This is a genomic window from Microbacterium sp. M3 (assembly GCF_033548675.1).
GTDB classification, from domain to species: Bacteria; Actinomycetota; Actinomycetes; order Actinomycetales; family Microbacteriaceae; genus Microbacterium; species Microbacterium arthrosphaerae.
Genome location: NZ_JAWTZT010000003.1, coordinates 481,682 through 500,334, shown reverse-complemented (window position 1 = coordinate 500,334; position 18,653 = coordinate 481,682). Strand labels below are relative to the sequence as shown.

Sequence of the window (18,653 nt, the reverse complement as noted above, 5' to 3'; positions counted from 1 at the left end):
CTCAGCCCGCGAGGTTCTCGACCGCTGCGCCCCAGCGCTCGTTGAGCTCGGCGAAGTAGCTCTCCTTGTCGCCGTCGGCCGCGCCGCGGGCGATGTCCACGAGCTTCTGGCGGTAGATCGGTCCGTACAGGTCGATCTGCGACTCGCTCGAGACCTCGTTCAGCAGGCCCTCCTTGCCGGCGGGAGCGGGGTTGATCTCCATCAGCTCGACGCCGGCCGCCTCGAAGTCGGTGAGCGACGCCGGCAGCGGGGCGTCGATGAGCGGAGAGACCATGCCCTGCGCCTCGGTGTAGCCCGAGTCGGCGACGACCCACTGGATCCACGCCCACGCGGCGGCCTTGGCCTTCGAGTGCTTGCTGACGGCGAGGTTGTAGTCGCCGCCGATGACGGCGAGCTGCGTGCCGTCGACGTTGGCCGGGAAGGCCATGAAGCCGATGTCGTCGGCGGAGGCGCCGTTGTCTTCGGCCGCCGCCTGCATCTGCGAGATGGCCCACGAGCCGAGGGGCATGGTGGCGATCTTGCCGGTGCCGAGGTCGACCTTCGACTGCTCCCAGTTGGTGGTGAGCGGGTCGGCCTCGGTGAGACCTGCGGCGACGGTGTCGTACAGCAGGCCGTCGATGGCGTAGATGTCGGTGCCCTCGGTCCAGGGCGCCGGGTCTTCGGCCATCGTGACAGGCGCGTCCGCGTCGTCGGTGATCGCTCCGAGGTTGCCGAAGCTCTGCGTCAGCGGCCAGCCGTCCTTGTAGTTGGTGTACATCGGGATGGCGTCGGTGTTGTCGGCCACCTGCTGCAGCGCCTCGAGCCACTCCTCCTCGGTGGTGGGGAGCTCGGTGACGCCGGCGTCGGCGAAGACCTTCTTGTTGTAGACGATGCCGTTGGCGTTGCCGCCGAAGGCGATGCCGTACTGCGTGCCGTCGTAGCTGGCCGCGGGGAGGAAGCGGTAGGTGTCCTCGAACGAGGACGTGTCGCCGAGCGGCTCGAGGAACTGCTCGTACTGGTCGGGCTGGATGGCGGGGATGCCGATCACGTCGCCGTAGTTGCTGGTGCTCATGCGGGTGAGCATCTCGCCCGAGTAGTCGGTGATGCCCTCGAACGTCACGTTGACGTCGGGGTACTCCTTGTTGAACTCCTCCGCGTACTTCTCGAACGTGCCGTCCTCGACCAGGTCGGTGCGCCACGTGACGACCTTGATGTCGCCCGCGACCTCGCCGTCGATCGTGTTGTCGGCGTCGCTCGCGCCACCGCCGCCCGCGCAGCCGCTGACCGCGACCGCGGCGGTCGCCAGCAGCGCGATGCCTGCGAATGCCTTCTTCGCCATGTGATGTCTCCTTGTCAGGTTCGCCCTTGAACTGCCGGTGCGCGTCGCTGCACCGTTGCGTGGTTCGTCGCGCGGTCAGAGTAAACAGATTCGAAACGGTTCCGCAAGTGCGCGATGGCAGCGCTGTCTTGAGGTGTCCGATCGAGGATGTCTGCACAAAATTTGCTCTTGACCTGGCTTTCGTGTCGCTACTTCGCGTGATTCATGATCTCAATGTCTGTCCAATGTCCTACGTGGACATTCCCTGCCTCCGGCTGCTAGCGTGTAGGCCGACCGCAAGGAGGCGCCATGACCGTGCAGCAGCGCGCGACCCTCGAAGACGTCGCCCGGCTCGCCGGCGTCAGCTCGAAGACGGTCTCCCGCGTGTTCACGCACCGCGACCTCGTCGCGCCCGACACGGTCGACCGCGTGCTCGCCGCAGCGAAGCGACTGCGCTTCCGCCCCAACCCGCTCGCGCGAAACCTGCGCCGCGGGGGGCCGACGAACACCATCGGGTTCATCATGGGCGAGCTGAACAACCCCTTCTACTACAAGCTCGCGGCCGGCATCGAGCGCGAGCTCTCGGCGAACGGCTTCTCGCTGGTCGTGGCCACCACCGACGACACCGCCGAGGGCGAGGAGCGCGTCGCGGATGCGCTGCTCGGCCAGCGGCTGGGCGCGCTGCTGCTCATCCCCGTCGCCGACGACCAGTCCTATCTGGAGGGCGAGCGCCACCTCGGCACCCCGGTCATCGCGATCGACCGCCCCGCCCGCAACCTGGTCGCCGACTCGATCGTGCTCGAGAACCACCGCGGCGTGTTCGACGCGACGACCCGCCTGCTCGAGCGGGGGCACCGGCGGATCGGCTACATCTGCAACCCGGCCTCCGTCTACACCCAGGCCGAGCGCCTCCGCGGCTATCGCGACGCCCTCGCGGCCTACGGCATCGACGACTCGTCGCGCTGGGAGCGCCTCGCGGACGATCTCGCCGTGCCGGCGGACGGATTCATCGCCGACCTGCTGGACCAGCCCGACGCCCCCACCGCGATCATCACCGGCAACAACCGCGTGACCATCGGGGCGCTGCGCGTGCTGCGGGACCGTCGCGACGACCGCACCGCGCTGATCGGCTTCGACGACTTCGACACCGCCGACGTCCTCGGCGTGTCGGTCGTCACCTACGACCCCATCGCGCTCGGCCGCGCGGCGGCCACCCTCGCGATCGAGCGCATGCAGGACCCCGCGGGCTTCACCCGCCAGCTAGAGATGCCGACCTGGGTGGTCGAGCGCGGCACGGGCGAACGTCCCCCCGAAGAGAGGAACCACGCATGACCGCTGGCATCATCCGCCTCGAGAACGAGGGCGTCGGCCTGATCGTCGATGCGCGCGGCGGAGGGCTTCCGCGCGTGCTCCACTGGGGTGCTGCGATGGGCGGGATGACGGATGCCGATGCCGAGGCCCTCGCGGGTGCCCTGAGCCGTCAGACTCCGCCGGGCACGCTCGACGCCGCGTGGCAGCTGTCACTGTCGCCGCAGGAGGGTGACGGCTGGAGCGGGCGGCCCGGCATGCAGCTGCGGCGCGCCGGCGTGACCCACCACGCCCGCTGGCGCGTCAGCGGAATCGAGGCCGACGACCGGTCGCTGACGGTGCAGGCGCGGGACGCGGCATCCGCTCTCCGTCTGTCGATCTCGGTCGGCATCGAGACCGGCGGCGTGGTCTGGGTCGAACACGCCCTCGCACACGAAGGCGGAGCGGATGCCGAACCCGTCGACGTCGACTGGCTCGAGGCGACCCTTCCCGTGCCGTCGACGACCGACACGCTGCTGACCTTCGACGGGCGCTGGACGCGCGAGAAGCGGCCGGTCGTGACGCCGATCCCGGCAGGAGCCACGGTGCGTCAGTCGCGGCGCGGCCGCCCGGGACACGACAGCCCGGTGGCAGCGATCGCGGGGATCGGTGCTCCGCGCTGGCAGGACGGCGAGTTGTGGGGCGTGCACCTCGCGTGGTCGAGCGACCTGACGATGCGCGTGGACCGCGTCACCGATGCGGTCACTCTCATCGGCGCGGGCGAGCTGCTGCGACCGGGCGAGATCCGGCTCGGACCGGGGGACGAGTACCGCACGCCGCGGGCGGCCTTCGTGTACACGACGGCGGGCCTGGACGGCTTCGCGCACCGCGTGCACACCTGGCTGCGGGCGCGGACGCGGCATCCCTCCACGGCCCGGCCGCTCGTCCTCAACACGTGGGAGGCGGTGTACTTCGACCACGATCCGCACCGGCTCGCCGCCCTCGCCGAGCGGGCGGCCGAGGTCGGGATCGAGCGCTTCGTGCTCGACGACGGATGGTTCCAGGGACGGCGCGACGACTCGACGAGCCTCGGCGACTGGGCCGTCGATCGCGCCGTCTGGCCGGACGGGCTCGGCCCGCTGGCCGAACGTGTGCACGCCTTGGGCATGCAGTTCGGGCTGTGGTTCGAGCCCGAGATGATCAGCCTCGACTCCGATGTCGCCCGCGCCCACCCCGACTGGCTGCTCCACGACCCCGGGCACGTCGATCACGATCCGGCGCTCTCGTGGCGGGGGCAGTACGTGATGGATCTCGCGAATCCGGATGCCTTCGCCCACGTCCTGGGGCAGATCGACGCCCTCGTGTCCGAGCTCGGCATCGACTTCATCAAGTGGGACCACAACCGCGACCTGGTCGAGAGCGTGCATGCGGGCAGCCCCGGCGGACACGCGCAGATGGCCGCCGTCTACCGGCTGATCGCCGAGCTGCAGGAGCGGCATCCGTCGCTCGAGATCGAGTCGTGCTCGAGCGGCGGCGCCCGCACCGACCTCGGCATCCTCGCGGTCACCGACCGCGTGTGGGCGAGCGACTCGAACGATCCCGTCGAGAGGCAGGACATCCAGCGCTGGACGGGCCTGCTGCTGCCGCCCGAAATCGTCGGCGCCCACGTCGGCCCGACGACCTCGCACTCGTCCGGCCGCACCACCGCGCTGTCGTACCGGATGGCGACGAGCCTCATGGGCTCGGCCGGGTTCGAGTGGGACATCCTCGCCTGCGACGACGACGAGACCGCCGCCATCGGGCGCTTCGCCGACCTCTACAAGGAGCTCCGGCCGATCGTGCACGGCGGCCGGGTGCGGCACCCCGAGCTGCGCGACCCGGCGTGGCGGGCGACCGCCTACGTGCGGGACGACGCGGCCGTCGTCGTGGTGGCGACGGTCGCGAGCCTCGAGGACGCCCGTGCCGAGCGGCTGCGGCTGCCCGGACTCGACCCGGCGCGCCGCTACCGCGTGCGGGTGCGCCGCGAGATCGGCGACGCCGAGTACGGCTGGATCGCGCCGGAGTGGTTCACGTCGGGCGAGACCGAGCTGCCGGGCGCCGTGCTGGCCGAGGTGGGCCTGCAGCTGCCCACGTTGTGGCCGGTGCAGGCGTTCGTCCTCCACCTCGAGGCCCTCTGAACAGGAGATTTGAACTCATCCGGCGTCGAGATCGCATCTTGTCGTCGAGACACCACGTCCTCGTCGCCGACGACGTGCTGTCTCGTCGACAACGCGCGGTCTCGGCGTCGAGCGACTCTCAGACGAGCGACGCGAGGAAGCGGGCCTGCCGGGGGAACTGGAACGCCTGGCCGCCCTCGTGGCCGTTGTGCGTGTAGACCTCGATCTGCTTCGTCCCGGTCTGGTGGCGGTTGAACGCCGCGTAGACGGTCGAGGGCGGGCAGATGGTGTCCATGAGGGCGACGGAGTACAGGGCCGCGGCATCCGCTCGCTTGGCCATGTTCACCCCGTCGAAGTACGACAGCGTCTCGAACACGCGCTCGTCGGCACCGCGGTGCACGGCGAGGTAGCGCACCACCTCCTGATAGGGATCGTCGCCCGTGAGGCCGACGGCGCGCTCGAAGTGGCACAGGAACGGCACGTCGGGCATGACGGCGACGAGTCCGTCCGACAGGCCCGCCGCCGCGATCGCGATGCCGCCGCCCTGGCTGGCGCCGCACACCGCGACGCGGTCGGCGTCGACCTGCGGCAGCGAGCGCACGGCGTCGACCGCGCGCACCGCGTCGGTGAACACGCGGCGGTAGTAGTAGGCGGCCGGGTCTTCGATGCCCCGGGTCATGAAGCCCGACGACGACGGACCAGTGCCGTGCGGGTCGAGGGTGTCGCCGCCCGAGCCCCACATCGAGCCCTGGCCCCGCGTGTCCATGAAGAGGTGCGCGTAGCCGGCGGCCGCCCACGACAGGCGCTCGCCGGCGAGACCGCGTCCGCCGCCGTACCCCTGGAATTCGACGACGGCCGGGAGCGGGCCCTCCGCGCCGGCCGGCAGGGTTAGCCACGCCTTCACGGGGTCGCCGCCGAATCCCGGGAACGTCACGTCGAAGATGTCGACCAGCGTGTAGGGCGCGTCGACCGCGGTCAGCTCGGGGGCGGCATCCCATCGGCGCGACTCCGTGAGCGTCGTCGCCCAGAAGTCGTCGAAATCCGCGGGTTCGCGAACGTCGGGGGTGTAGCTCTGCAGCTCGGCGGGGGAGAGGTCGAATCTCGGCACGGGCTTACCCTAGCGGGTGCGGCGTAAGCGTTTCGACGCCGAGACCGGAGGGCGACGAGGCCTCGATGGGGGAGGGGTATTCGAGGCCCCGCCGCCGGTCTCTGGAGCGCCGAGGGCGCTGTTGCGGGGAAAGTGCTCGGGTCGTTCGGGTTCCGATGCGTCAGAGACGGATCTCTGCGATCACCTCACCGTACTCGGTCTCGCCGACCGGTGTGAAGCCCACGCGCTCGAAGAACTGCTGCGGTCCGCCCTCGCCGGCCTCGTAGATGACGTCGACGTGATCCATGCCGCGGTTGCGCGCCTCTTCGAGGAGCCCGGCGACCGCGAATCGGCCGACGCCGCGGCCCTGGTCGTCGGCATCGACGTTGATGCGCCACAGCACCGACCGGAAGTGCTCCTGCGGATCTTCCGGGTCGAAGTTGCCGCTGACGAACGCGACGACCTCGTCGCCGTCGAGCACCACGCGCTGCCACGTCGTCTGCGGGTTGACCACGGTGGCGGCGATCCCGTAGCTGACGGGGGAGAGGAACTCCTCCTGCCCGGGCTTGAGCGACATATTGTTGACCGCCACGATCGTGGCGGCGGACAGTTCGACGAGTCGCAGATCACCCATGGAGCACAGGCTAGCCGGGTTGGCGGCATCCGGCATCGTCCGAGCGAGGGTTTTACACGCAGTTCATACGCAGAAGTATCTTGACGTCGAGATATCTCGGCTGCTTGCGATAGGCTGAGGACCGACCCGCAAGAAGGACGTGACTGGTGACCGATTCGACCATCATCTACACCTACACCGACGAGGCACCGGCCCTCGCGACCGCTTCGTTCCTCCCCATCATCCAGGCCGTCACCGGCCAGGCCGGGGTCGACGTCGAGACGCGCGACATCTCGCTCGCAGGCCGCATCCTCGCGGCGTTCCCGCAGAACCTCACGCCCGAGCAGCAGGTGGGCGACGCGCTCGCCGAGCTCGGCGGCCTCGCGACGCTCCCCGAGGCGAACATCATCAAGCTGCCGAACATCTCGGCGTCGATCCCGCAGCTGAAGGCCGCCATCGCCGAGCTGCAGTCGCAGGGCTACGACATCCCCGACTACCCCGACGAGGCCGAGACCGTCGAAGACAAGGACGTCCGCGCCCGCTACGACCGCATCAAGGGCTCGGCCGTGAACCCCGTGCTGCGCGAGGGCAACAGCGACCGCCGCGCGCCGCTGTCGGTGAAGAACTACGCGCGCAAGCACCCGCACCGCAACAAGGCGTTCGCCGAGGGCTCGAAGACCCGCGTCGCCACGCTCGGTCACGACGACTTCAAGTCCAACGAGAAGACCGCGGTGATCCCCGCCGACGACGTGCTCACGATCCAGCACGTCGCCGCCGACGGAACGACGACCGAGCTCAAGACGGGCGTCAAGGTGCTCCCCGGCGAGATCGTCGACGCGACCTTCCTCTCGGCGGCCGCGCTGGACGCGTTCCTGGCCGAGACGCTCGAGACCGCCAAGTCCGACGACGTGCTCTACTCGGTGCACCTCAAGGCGACCATGATGAAGGTCAGCGACCCGATCATCTTCGGCCACGTCGTGAAGGCGTACTACGCCGACGTCTTCGACCGGTTCGGCGACAAGATCGCCGAGGCCGGCCTGACGCCCAACGACGGCCTCGGTGCGATCCTCGCGGGGCTCGCCGAGATCGAGGGCGGCGACGAGATCGCGTCGGCCTTCGCGGCGGCCACCGACACCCCGCGCCTGTCGTACGTCAACTCCGACAAGGGCATCACGAACCTGCACGTCCCGTCGGACGTCATCGTCGACGCCTCGATGCCCGCGCTCATCCGCAACGGCGGCAAGCTGTGGGGCGCCGACGGCGCCGAGGCCGAGACCCTGGCCGTCATCCCCGACTCGTCGTACGCGAGCGTCTACCAGACGGTGATCGACGACGTCGTGGCGCACGGCCCCCTCGACCCCGCCGCGATCGGCACCGTGCCGAACGTGGGTCTCATGGCTCAGGCGGCCGAAGAGTACGGCAGCCACGACAAGACCTTCGAGATCGCCGCCGCCGGCGCCGTGCGCGTCGTGAACCAGGCGGGCGACGTGCTGATCGAGCACACCGTGCAGCCCGGCGACATCTGGCGCGCCACGCAGACCAAGGACGTCGCCATCCGCGACTGGGTGAAGCTCGCCGTCTCTCGCGCGCGCGCGACCGGCGCCCCGGCGGTGTTCTGGCTCGACGAGAACCGCTCCCACGACGCGGCGCTCATCGCGAAGGTGCGCGAGTACCTCCAGGCGCACGACACCGAGGGCCTCACGATCGAGATCCTCGCGCCCGCGGCCGCGACGCAGTACTCGCTGGACCGCCTCCGCAAGGGGGAGGACACCATCTCGGTGACCGGCAACGTGCTGCGCGACTACCTCACCGATCTCTTCCCGATCCTCGAGGTCGGCACCAGCGCCAAGATGCTGTCGATCGTCCCGCTCCTCGCGGGCGGTGGCCTGTTCGAGACCGGCGCCGGCGGCTCGGCGCCGAAGCACGTGCAGCAGCTCCTGGCCGAGAACTACCTGCGGTGGGATTCGCTCGGCGAGTTCTTCGCCCTGGCCGCCTCGCTCGAGCACCTGGCCGACTTCACCGGCAACGTCAAGGCGCAGGTGCTGGCCGACACGCTGGATGCCGCGACCGGCACCTTCCTCGAGAACGACAAGTCCCCGGGGCGCGCGCTCGGAACCATCGACAACCGCGGCAGCCACTTCTACCTCGCCCTGTACTGGACGCAGGAGCTGGCGAAGCAGCAGGCCGACCCCGAGCTGGCCGCGGCGTTCGCCCCGGTCGCCGAGGCGCTCGCGGCGAACGAGCAGCAGATCGTCGACGAGCTCATCGCGGTGCAGGGCTCGCCGGTCGAGATCGGCGGCTACTACCGTCCCGACGCCGAGCTCGTCGCGAGCGTGATGCGTCCGTCGGCGACCTTCAACGAGGTCATCGACGGCCTGTAGGCCCACGGAACAAGAACGGCGGATGCCCCGGCCGGGGGCATCCGCCGTTCTTCGTGTCGTCGGTGCGAGACGCCGGTCAGGCGTGCACCCAGACCTCGGTGCCCTTGGCGGTCCAGTCGTAGACGAACTTCGCGTCGGCGTCCCACATGTTGACGCAGCCGTGGCTCTGCTGGAAGCCGAGCGCGGAGCGGAAGGCCGAGGCGCCGTGGAAGGCGATGTCGGGCGCGAACCAGGTGATCCACGGCACGTCCTCGGTGCAGTAGCTGTTGACCGCCGCCGGGTTGTAGCAGAGCGCACCCATGTCCTGTACGCGGGTGTAGGCGTTGACGGTGAAGCGCCCGGTCGGGGTCGGGGTCGCGTTCCGGCCCGACGAGATGGTGTACGAGCGGATCACGCTCCCGTTCTCCATGAGGTGCGCCGTCTGCGACGACAGGTCGACCTCGATGGTGCGGGCCAGCGTGGTGATGACGGGCTCGACCACGGTCACCGGCACCTGGAACACCGCATTGCCGGTGGCCAGCTGCTCGCTGAAGTCGGCGGCGACCGCGGAGGTGTCGCCCACCTCGCGGCCCGACTGGCCTGGCGCCTCCTCGCGGAGCACCTTGCCGGCCGAGTTCGTGATGACTGCGCCGTTCTCGGCGGGCCGGTTGACGGCCGCGGGCAGACCGTCGACGACGGCCTGGATCGCCGCGGTGTCGGCCGTGATCGCGTACGCCGCGTTCTCGGGGTCGGGCTCGACCGTCAGCCAGGCGGCGAGCGTGGCGCGATCCAGCGGGACGGTGCGCTCCTCGCCGACGTAGAAGCCGGCCGTGTCGAGCATGCCGTTCAGCTGCGCGACCGTCGCGTCGGCCGACTCCGAGGGGATGTCGGCCGGGATCTCGGCGGCAGCCGGCTCGAGCTCGACGCGGGTCTCGCCCGCCTCGAACGCCGACTGCAGCGCGGCCTGCACGGCCGCGACGTCGATGCCGGTGCCCGGCACCGCGGGCGTGGCCACGTAGCTCGCCGTCGCCGCGTCGAACGCCAGCGTCGCGTCCACCGGGTCGGTGTAGAGCTGGGGCGCCGCTTCGCGGAGCGCCTCGGTCGCGGCGGCGGCATCGAGCTCCACCTCGGCGCCCGTCGTGCCGAACCACGCCGTCGGGTTCCACATCGGGTGCTCGCCGATCGCGGCGTCGGCGAGGGCCTGCGCGTCGACGGCCGCACCGAGTTCGGCGCCGGTGATCTCGGCGTCCTCGCCGGGCCCCGTCAGCACGATGGTCGTCTCGGCCAGCTGCTGGTCGATGGCGTCCGCGGCGGCACCGGGGGTGAGCCAGCCGACCGGCACGCCGGCCACGGTCGTGCCGGGCGCGATCAGCAGCACCGAAGACACGACGAGGCCGACGACCGCGACGCCTGCTGCGGCGCTGATCCACAGCGCGGTGCGCTTCTTCTTCGGCTTCTCCTCGGCGGGCGCCCAGGCATAGACCGGCGAACCGTCGAGCGGCGCGGTCGCGGTGGCGGCCGGGGTCGCGGTGCTCTTCGCTGCGGCGGGGGAGTCGACGGACGGTGCCGGGAGCGCGACCGTTGCGGCGGTCGCCGCGGCCGTGGCTGTCGCGGCGAGGACGGTCGTCTCGGCGTCGGCGTCGGCTTCCGTGTCGGCGTCCGTTTCGGTGTCGGCGGGTGCGTCCGGCGCGGCGGCGGCCTCGACATCGGCGGCCTCGACATCGGCCGGATCGTCGGCGGGTGCCGCTGCGGGCTCCGTCGCATCGGTGTTCTCGGTGGCGGCTTCAGCGTCCTCGGCGGAGACCTCGGCAGCCTCCTCGGGCGCACCGGCCGCGTCGGGCTCGACGCTCGACTCGGGTTCCACGCTCGACTCGGGCTCGGGCTCGGCTTCGGGCTCGGGCTCGGGCTCGGGCTCGGGCTCGGGCTCGGGCTCGGCTTCGGGCTCGACGCTCGACTCCGGTTCGACGCTCGACTCGGGCTCGGGCTCGACTTCGGGCTCGGCTTCGGGCTCGGGCTCGGGCTCGGCTTCGGGCTCGACGCTCGACTCGGGCTCGGGCTCGGGCTCGGGCTCGGGCTCGGGCTCGGGCTCGATGCTCGACTCCGGCTCGGACTCGGCGCTCACGTCCGACCCGATCCCGTCCTCGGGGTCCGCAGGTTCTTCCTCTGCGGCGTCCTCGGCCGGCTCCCCGCCGTCGTCGAGGTCGCCCGCGGGGTCCTCCCGGGCCGTGTCCGGCGCAGCGCCGTCCTCCGCATCGGCGCGCGGGCTCTCACCCGGCTGCGACTCGATGTCGGCCTCTGCTTCGGCGGCTCGCGCCGCGGTCTCCGTCTCGTTCACGGCATCCGATTCCCTGGTGTCCGTCCGCGTGGACGTCTCGCTCTCGAGAGCCGGTCCGGCCTCGACGGCGTCATCCCCCGACGCCTTTCCGGCCTGTGACTGAGTCGCCAGATCCGTCACGTCTCACCCCCGACTGTGATCAACGCTTCCCCTAATGGTAGGCGACGACCCGGTGCGCCGAGGTCACATGATCATCACGCACGAACCGCCGGTCACGGCGCGAAAGCGACACGTCCCGCGATGGCGTCATGAGACGGGAAGATCACAGTTTTGTAAACCATCCATGCAAAATGGGGTGAAAAGCTTGCGCACGGGCGGTTCGTAAGGTCTACTAACAAACATGCCGACACCCGAAGTGCGACGCGGCCCTTCTCCGAGTGAGACGCCGCAGGCCCCCGCCGTGAACGGTCGCGCGTTCGCCCCGGGCCGCACGCTGCGGCAGGGCAAGAAGGTGCTGCCCGAGCACGCCCGCGGGCACAATCGGGCGCTCCTGCTGCAGACGCTCTTCCACCAGGGGGCGATGAGCCGTGCCGACCTCTCCCGCGAGACCGGTCTCACCCGAGTCACGATCTCCGACCTGGTGGCCGAGCTCATCGCGGATGGCTTCGTCGCCGAGATCGGCGTGCGCGAAGCCGCCGGGCCGGGCAAGCCCGCCATCCTCATCGACCTCGACCGTGCCGGTCACCGCATCGTCGGCCTCGACCTCTCCGGAAGCGACACCTTCATCGGCGCGGTCCTGACGCTCGACGGCGACATCGTGGCGCGCCGCGAGGTCGCCCTCCCCGCGGCGGAGGATCTCGTCGCGACGGTCGTGGAGCTCGCTCGCGCCCTGGTCGCCGACTCGCACGCGCCGGTGCTCGGGATCGGGGTCGGCACGCCCGGCGTCGTCGACGACCACGGTGTCATCCGCACGGCCCCGAACTTCGGGTGGGCGGGCTTCGACCTCGAGGGCGCGCTGCGCACGGCGCTCGGGCTGCCCGTACTCGTCGCGAACGACGCCAACGCGGCGGTGCTCGCCGAGTACACCTTCGGCGGGGCGGCCGACGACGTCCTCCTCGTCAAGGTCGGCCGCGGTGTCGGCTCGGGCCTGCTGGCGGCCGGGCAGCCCATGCGCGGCAGCCGCTTCGCCGCCGGTGAGATCGGTCACGTCACGGTCGGCACCGACGGCGGGCCGCAGTGCGCCTGTGGCAAGGTCGGATGCCTCGAAGCCTGGCTGTCGGTGCCATCGCTGTCGTCGCGCCTGGCGGGGGCGACGACGCCCGATGAGCGCGAGAGCGTCCTGCGTGACGCGGGGGAGCGGCTGGGCATCGCCCTCGCCCCCGTGGTCGGGGCGCTCGACGTGTCGGAGATCGTCCTCTCCGGCCCCATCGAACTTCTCGGCGGGTCCCTCGCGGACCAGACCGTCGAGACTCTCCGTGCACGCACGCTCGCCCCGTCGAACGATGACGACGGCGTGCGGGTGCGGATGACGGAGCAAGGCCAGGACATCGTCCTGCGCGGAGCGGCCGTCATGGTCCTGTCAGGACAACTCGGGGTGTCCTAACACCGCACCCGATTCCCCCCCGGATGGGCCACACCGGCCCCTCCTCAACCACCAAGAGAACAACGCAAAGGAAGACACCATGAACAAGAAGCTCGGAGCCCTCGCGCTCGTCGGCGCTTCGGCTGTCGTTCTGGCCGGCTGTGCGGGTGGAGGCGACGCAGCCTCCGACGAGCCCTCGACCGGCGACCTGACCGTGTGGCTGGTCGGCACCGACACCCCGGACACCGCTCGGGACTACCTGACCGAGACCTTCGAGAAGGAGAACGAGGGCTGGACCCTCACCATCGAGGAGAAGACCTGGGCCGACGTCTCCGACACGTACGAGGCGGCGCTCTCGTCGAACGACGCGCCCGACGTCGTGGAGGTCGGCAACACGCAGGCGATCGGCTTCGCCGACAAGGGCCTGTTCCTCGACATCTCCGACATCGAGGAGGACCTCGGCGGCGACGACCTGCTCCCGGGTCTGGTCGAGGCCGGCACGTACGACGGCTCGCTGTGGGCCGCGCCGTACTACGCCGGTGGCCGCGTGGTCTTCTACACGCCGCAGATCGTGGGCGACACCCTCCCCGCGACGCTCGACGAGTACGTGGCCCAGGGCACGGCGCTGACCACCGACACCGTCTCGGGCATCTACGCGCCCGGGCGCGACTGGTACAACGCCCTTCCCTACGTGTGGGCGAACGGCGGCGAGATCGCCGTGCAGGACGGCGACACCTGGGACGCCCAGTTCGCCAGCCCCGAGAGCGTGAAGGGCCTGGAGCAGCTCCAGGACGTCTATGAGAACGCCACCATCGCGCCGGTCGACGGCAACGAGCGCCTGGGCAACATCGCCTTCTGCGCCGGCGAGGTCGGCTTCCTCTCCACCCCCGCGTGGGCCGAGGGCAACCTGACCGGTGCCTGGCCGTGGGGTGACGAGGCCGCCGGCGAAGAGGTCTCGAACGGCTGCCCCGAGACGTACGCGAGCGACCTGGGCGCCTTCGCGCTGCCGGGCCTGAAGGAGGGCGAGACCGCCCCGATCTTCGCCGGTGGCTCGAACGTGGCGATCGCCTTCAAGAGCGACGCGCAGGAGAAGGCCAAGGCCGCTCTCGAGATCATGCTGTCGTCGGGCTACCAGGAGCTGCTCGCGGCTCAGGGTCTGGTCCCCGGCATCAAGTCGGCCGCGTCCGCCCTGCCCGACACCGAGTCGGCGAAGGCGCAGGCCGCTGCGCTGGCGAACTCGAAGTTCACGCCGGCGAGCCCCAACTGGGGCGAGGTCGAGGCCGCGCAGATCATCCCTGACGCGCTCGTGCGCATCGCCCAGGGCGAGGACGTCAAGACCGTGGCCGAGCAGCTCGACCAGCAGATCGAAGACATCCTCAACAAGTAAGTCCCCCCGGAGGTGAGGGGTCCCGGTCTTCCGGGGCCGGGACCCCGTCACTCCGGACCGAGCCCCCGGCCGGCTTCAGGAGCCAGCGCTCCTGCGTCCGACCCGGAGAGCGGTCCTCTTCGCACACATCCCGCTTCGCCGGTCGCACCGTCGTGCCCGGCCGCAACACCCAGAGAGGAGACGACATGAGCGACACCGCCACCGCGGTCCGTCCCGCCGAGAAGCCCCGGCGCGCGGCATCCCGCCCGCCCGTCTCACGGGAGAAGGCGCGCGCCCGGCGCGACGCCCGCAGCGCCTGGACGCTGCTCGGGCCCTCCCTCATCATCCTCGGCGTCATGGTCGGCTATCCCGCCGTGCTCATGGTGATCCAGTCGTTCACCGACTACACCGTGCGCAACAAGGTGCAGGGCACGATGCCGGACTTCGTCGGGTTCGAGAACTACATCGAGCTGTTCACGCAGTCGGACTTCCCCGTCGTCCTTCTGCGCAGCCTCGCCCTCATGGTCGTGATGACGGTGCTCATCATGGTGTTCGGCGTGCTGATCGCGGTGCTCATGACGCGGCTCGGCCGCGCCTGGCGCATCACGGTCTCGGTCGGGCTGCTCCTGGCCTGGGCCATGCCGCCGCTGACCGCGACGGTCATCTGGGGCTGGATCTTCGACACGCAGTACGGTCTGGTCAACTGGGCGCTCAACACCATCACGGGCACCAATGACTGGACGAACCACTCCTGGCTGCTCAACCCGTTCTCGTTCTTCTTCGTGCTGACGATCATCGTTGTCTGGCAGGGCGTGCCCTTCGTGGCGTTCACGACGTACGCGGGGCTCGGGCAGGTGCCCGCCGAGGTGCTCGAGGCGTCGTCCCTCGACGGAGCGAACGGCTGGAAGCGCTTCTGGAACATCGTGTTCCCGTACCTGCGCAGCGTCCTCACCGTGGTGCTGGTGCTCCAGATCATCTGGAACCTCCGCATCTTCACGCAGGTGTACGCGCTGCAGAGCCGCGGCGGCATCGCGAGCGAGACGAACGTCCTCGGCACCTATCTGTTCCGCCAGGGCCCCGGCGAGGTCGCCTTCACCGCGGCCATCGGTGTGGTCATGGTCATCCTGCTGCTCATCCTCTCGTCGGGTTATGTGCGCACCACGCTCAAGGAGGAGGAACTGTGAGCACCCAGGTCAGCACCGGCACGCAGCTCGGCATCGTCGGCGTCGATGAGGTCCTCGGCGAAGTCGGCAACGCGAAGACGCCCAAGCGCCGGTCGATCGACGCCCGCCGGCCGTCGCCCAAGCGCGTGGTCACGCGCGTCGTGCTCAACATCGCGGCGCTCATCGTGTTCGTGATGTCGGTGTTCCCCGTGTACTACATGGTGAACCTGTCGTTCACGACGAACGACAAGATCATCAGCCGCGAGCCCAGCCTCTTCCCGGTGAGCTTCACGCTCAACAACTACAACTCCGCGTGGAACCGCGAGGCCGCGCCCGGGCAGACGGACTTCGCGCACGCGCTGCCGGCCACGCTGACGGTGACGGCCGGCGTGCTCGTGGTGACGCTGGTGCTGGCCTTCCTCGCCTCGATCGCCCTCGCGCGCTTCCGGTTCAAGGGCCGCTGGACCTTCATCGTGCTGATCCTCGTCGTGCAGATGATCCCCGGTGAGGCGATGATGTTCACGATCTACGGCATGATCGACGACTGGCGCCTCATGAACACGCTGCTCGGGCTCGGGATCGTCTACGTCGCCGCGGTCGTGCCGTTCACGATCTGGACGCTGCGCGGGTTCGTCGCCGGCGTTCCCGCCGACCTCGAGGAGGCGGCGATGATCGACGGCTGCACCAAGTCGCAGGCCTTCTGGAAGGTGACCTTCCCGCTGCTCGCCCCGGGCCTCGTCGCGACCGGCATCTTCGCCTTCATCCAGGCGTGGAACGAGTTCACGATGGCGCTGCTGTTCCTGCGCGGCTACAACCTCACGCTCATGCCGTGGCTGAACGCCTTCCAGTCGTCATCTGTCGGGGGTGCCGTCAACTGGGGCGCCGTCATGGCCGGTTCGACGATGATCGCGATCCCCGTCGTCATCTTCTTCCTCATCGTGCAGGGCCGCATGACCGGCGGCCTCGTGTCGGGGGCGGTCAAGGGCTGATGGACGCGGGCCATAACGCCGTCTCCCGCAGGGAGGACGGCCGATGAAGGTCGGGCTGGACGTGGGCGGCACGAAGACCGACGCGCTGGCGGTCGACGACTCCGGCACGATCCTCGGGCGCGTGCGCCTCCCCACCGGATGGGGACCGGATGCCGTGGCCCGCACGGTTCTGGATGCCGTCGCCGCGCTCGGCGACGAGGCGGGTGTCGCCCTCGACCGTGTGCGGTCGGTCGGCATCGGCATCCCAGGCCAGGTCGAGCCGGGCAGCGGACGCGTCGTCCACGCCGTGAACCTGGGCGTGGACGCACTCGACCTCGCGGCGATGCTGGCGCCGGAGCTCGGGGTGCCGGTGCAGGTCGAGAACGACGTGAAGGCGGCGGCGCTCGGGGCGCACGCGCTCCACGCCCGTCACGGCGCATCGGCGCCGGCCTCGATGGCGTACCTCAACCTCGGCACGGGCATCGCCGCCGGGATCGTCTCGAACGGCGTCCTGTGGCGCGGCGCGCGCGGCACCGCGGGGGAGGTGGGTCACATCTCGGTGGACCCGAACGGACCGCGCTGCCGCTGCGGCCAGCGCGGCTGCATCGAGGCGTTCGCGGGCGGCGGCGCCGTCGCCGAGCGCTGGGGCCGGCGCTCGGCGCTCCCGGTGCGCGACGTGTTCGACGCGGCGGACGCCGGCGATCCGGTGGCGCGGGAACTGCGCGCGGGCCTCGCGCGGGGTGTCGCGGCCGCCGTGCGGGTACTGGTGCTGACCGCCGACGTCGATATCGTGGTGCTCGGAGGGGGTGTGACGGCCTTGGGCGATCGACTCATGACGGATGTCGCAGCCGAACTGTCCGCCAGCGCCGAGGCATCCCCGTTCATGCGTTCGCTGCACCTCACCGATCGCGTCGAGCTGCTGCCGCCCGGTTCGCCGGCCGCTGCGCTCGGCGCCGCGATCGTCGGCGCGCAGGGCGATGCGACATTCGACACCGAGGAGGCACTGGTTCATGGCTGAGATCGTCATCGTCCGAGACAAGGCGGCTGCGGGCGCGCTCGTCGCCGACCACATCGCGGCACTCATCCGGGAGAACCCCGAGACCGTGCTGGGTCTGGCGACCGGGTCGACGCCGCTGCCGGTCTACGAGGCGCTGCGTCCGCGACTGGAAGGCGTCGACGTCTCGAGGGTGCGCGGCTTCGCGCTCGACGAGTATGTCGGCATCGACCCGGCGCACCCCGAGAGCTACCGCTCGGTCATCACGCGCGAGGTGGTCGAGCCGCTGGGGCTCGACCCGTCGCTGATCCGCACGCCGGACGGCACGCCGGCGGGCATCGAGAACCACGGCGACGAGTACGAGGCGGCGATCCTCGACGCCGGCGGCATCGACCTGCAGATCCTGGGCATCGGCACCGACGGGCACATCGGCTTCAACGAGCCGGGATCGTCGTTCGCCTCGCAGACCCGCGTGAAGACGCTCACCGAGCAGACCCGCCGCGACAACGCGCGCTTCTTCGACTCCATCGACGACGTGCCCATGCACTGCATCACCCAGGGCCTCGGCACGATCCTGCGGGCGCGGCACCTGGTGCTGCTCGCGTTCGGCGAGGGCAAGGCGGCTGCCGTCGCCGGTGCCGTGGAGGGGCCGCTGTCGGCGTCGCTCCCGGGCTCGGCCATCCAGCTGCACGCCCGCGCCACGGTGGTCGTCGACGAGGCGGCGGCGTCGCAGCTGAAGCGCGCCGACTATTACCGCTACGCGTACGACAACAAGCCGGACTGGCAGGGCATCTGACCCTAGGCTGACGTCATGACCGAGCCCGCCGACGTGCCGGAGATGACGGATGCCGCGACCCCCGCGCTGCGCGACGCGCGCCGCGCCTGGATCCTCGGGGGAGCACTGCTCACCGCGTACGCGGTGATGGTGCTGGTCCTCGGCGGCTACCCGGGACTGATCCCCGGTGTCGCCGGAGGCGTCCTGCTCGACCTCCTCTGGGCCGCTGCGCTGCTGGTGCTCGCGCTCGGGGTGCGGCGTGCGGGAAGCGTCGTCGCCCGGCGTCCGCTCGGCGTCGTCGCGCTCGCCGTCGCGGCCGCGGTTCCGTTCGCGTCGATGCTGCTGTGGACCGTCGTGCCGCCCGATCCGCGCGACGACGCCGGCATCGTGATGCTCGGACAGGGACTCATGGTGCTGTCGCTCGCGGCGCTGGTGGTCGCGGGCGTGGTCATCGGCCGCGCCGGGGCCGTGCCCCCGCGCGTGCGCTGGCTGCCGCTCATCGTCATCGCGGTGGCGGCGGCTGCTCAGATCGCCGTGCAGATCGTGGTCGTCGCGGCCGGGACGAACCTCGCGCAGCCCGAGCTGGTCGTCCTCGTCATGGGCGCTCCGATGCTCGGCACCCTCGGTGCGCTGCTGCTCGGCATCCTGACCATCGTCTTCGCGCCCCGCGACGAGCCGCGGCGCGACGGCCCGGTGCAGGTGTACCCGCCCGCTGCCTGACCCCGTGACG

At 70.6% G+C, this 18,653-nt stretch carries 14 protein-coding genes; 10 read left to right on the top strand and 4 right to left on the bottom strand.

Annotated features, from left to right (window positions below; genetic code table 11):
* Window position 1 precedes the first annotated feature (1 nt).
* The gene (locus R8Z57_RS12010; protein WP_318354000.1) at window positions 2-1,318 is read right to left on the bottom strand and encodes an ABC transporter substrate-binding protein; all 1,317 of its coding nucleotides are present in this window, start codon (window positions 1,316-1,318) and stop codon (window positions 2-4) included.
* Between the two features lie 288 nt (window positions 1,319-1,606).
* Between R8Z57_RS12010 and R8Z57_RS12005 the strand changes: the two genes are divergently transcribed.
* Both R8Z57_RS12005 and R8Z57_RS12000 read left to right on the top strand, forming a co-directional pair.
* Entirely contained in the window at window positions 1,607-2,629 is a 1,023-nt protein-coding gene (locus R8Z57_RS12005; RefSeq protein ID WP_318353999.1) for a LacI family DNA-binding transcriptional regulator, read from the top strand.
* Complete coding sequence (locus R8Z57_RS12000; protein ID WP_318353998.1) at window positions 2,626-4,761, top strand: alpha-galactosidase; 2,136 nt, start codon at window positions 2,626-2,628, stop codon at window positions 4,759-4,761. Before R8Z57_RS12005 ends, R8Z57_RS12000 begins: the two co-directional genes overlap by 4 nt.
* A 118-nt stretch (window positions 4,762-4,879) precedes the next feature.
* On the opposite strand, the gene R8Z57_RS11995 is transcribed toward R8Z57_RS12000, so the two are convergent.
* Window positions 4,880-5,848: an acetylxylan esterase gene (locus R8Z57_RS11995; protein WP_318353997.1), complete on the bottom strand. Its 969-nt coding sequence runs from the start codon at window positions 5,846-5,848 to the stop codon at window positions 4,880-4,882.
* Window positions 5,849-6,008: 160 nt separating this feature from the next.
* On the bottom strand, window positions 6,009-6,461 hold the full coding sequence (locus tag R8Z57_RS11990) for a GNAT family N-acetyltransferase (protein ID WP_318353996.1): 453 nt from the start codon (window positions 6,459-6,461) through the stop codon (window positions 6,009-6,011).
* A 146-nt stretch (window positions 6,462-6,607) separates the two neighbouring features.
* On the opposite strand from R8Z57_RS11990, the gene R8Z57_RS11985 reads away from it, so the two are divergent.
* Complete coding sequence (locus tag R8Z57_RS11985) at window positions 6,608-8,821, top strand: NADP-dependent isocitrate dehydrogenase (protein WP_318353995.1); 2,214 nt, start codon at window positions 6,608-6,610, stop codon at window positions 8,819-8,821.
* Window positions 8,822-8,897: 76 nt separating this feature from the next.
* Here R8Z57_RS11985 and R8Z57_RS11980 read toward each other — a convergent pair whose 3' ends face one another.
* Entirely contained in the window at window positions 8,898-11,135 is a 2,238-nt protein-coding gene (locus tag R8Z57_RS11980) for a L,D-transpeptidase family protein (RefSeq protein WP_318353994.1), read from the bottom strand.
* Between the two features lie 340 nt (window positions 11,136-11,475).
* Between R8Z57_RS11980 and R8Z57_RS11975 the strand changes: the two genes are divergently transcribed.
* The 7 genes from R8Z57_RS11975 (at window position 11,476) to R8Z57_RS11945 (ending at window position 18,643) form a co-directional block, all read left to right on the top strand.
* Window positions 11,476-12,678, top strand: a complete 1,203-nt coding sequence (locus tag R8Z57_RS11975) for an ROK family transcriptional regulator (RefSeq protein WP_318353993.1) — start codon at window positions 11,476-11,478, stop codon at window positions 12,676-12,678.
* Between the two features lie 79 nt (window positions 12,679-12,757).
* A complete protein-coding gene (locus R8Z57_RS11970; RefSeq protein WP_318353992.1) occupies window positions 12,758-14,044 on the top strand; it encodes an extracellular solute-binding protein in 1,287 nt (428 codons plus the stop codon).
* A 185-nt stretch (window positions 14,045-14,229) separates the two neighbouring features.
* Complete coding sequence (locus R8Z57_RS11965; protein ID WP_318353991.1) at window positions 14,230-15,207, top strand: sugar ABC transporter permease; 978 nt, start codon at window positions 14,230-14,232, stop codon at window positions 15,205-15,207.
* Window positions 15,204-16,175, top strand: coding sequence for a carbohydrate ABC transporter permease (locus R8Z57_RS11960; RefSeq protein WP_318353990.1), 972 nt, complete (start codon window positions 15,204-15,206; stop codon window positions 16,173-16,175). Before R8Z57_RS11965 ends, R8Z57_RS11960 begins: the two co-directional genes overlap by 4 nt.
* Before the next feature lie 43 nt (window positions 16,176-16,218).
* Window positions 16,219-17,172 carry an ROK family protein gene (locus R8Z57_RS11955; RefSeq protein WP_318353989.1) on the top strand — a complete coding sequence of 318 codons (954 nt, stop codon included), beginning with the start codon at window positions 16,219-16,221 and terminating at the stop codon, window positions 17,170-17,172.
* Window positions 17,165-17,944 carry a glucosamine-6-phosphate deaminase gene (locus R8Z57_RS11950; RefSeq protein ID WP_318353988.1) on the top strand — a complete coding sequence of 260 codons (780 nt, stop codon included), beginning with the start codon at window positions 17,165-17,167 and terminating at the stop codon, window positions 17,942-17,944. Before R8Z57_RS11955 ends, R8Z57_RS11950 begins: the two co-directional genes overlap by 8 nt.
* 15 nt (window positions 17,945-17,959) lie before the next feature.
* The gene (locus R8Z57_RS11945) at window positions 17,960-18,643 is read left to right on the top strand and encodes a hypothetical protein (protein WP_318353987.1); all 684 of its coding nucleotides are present in this window, start codon (window positions 17,960-17,962) and stop codon (window positions 18,641-18,643) included.
* Window positions 18,644-18,653 lie beyond the last annotated feature (10 nt).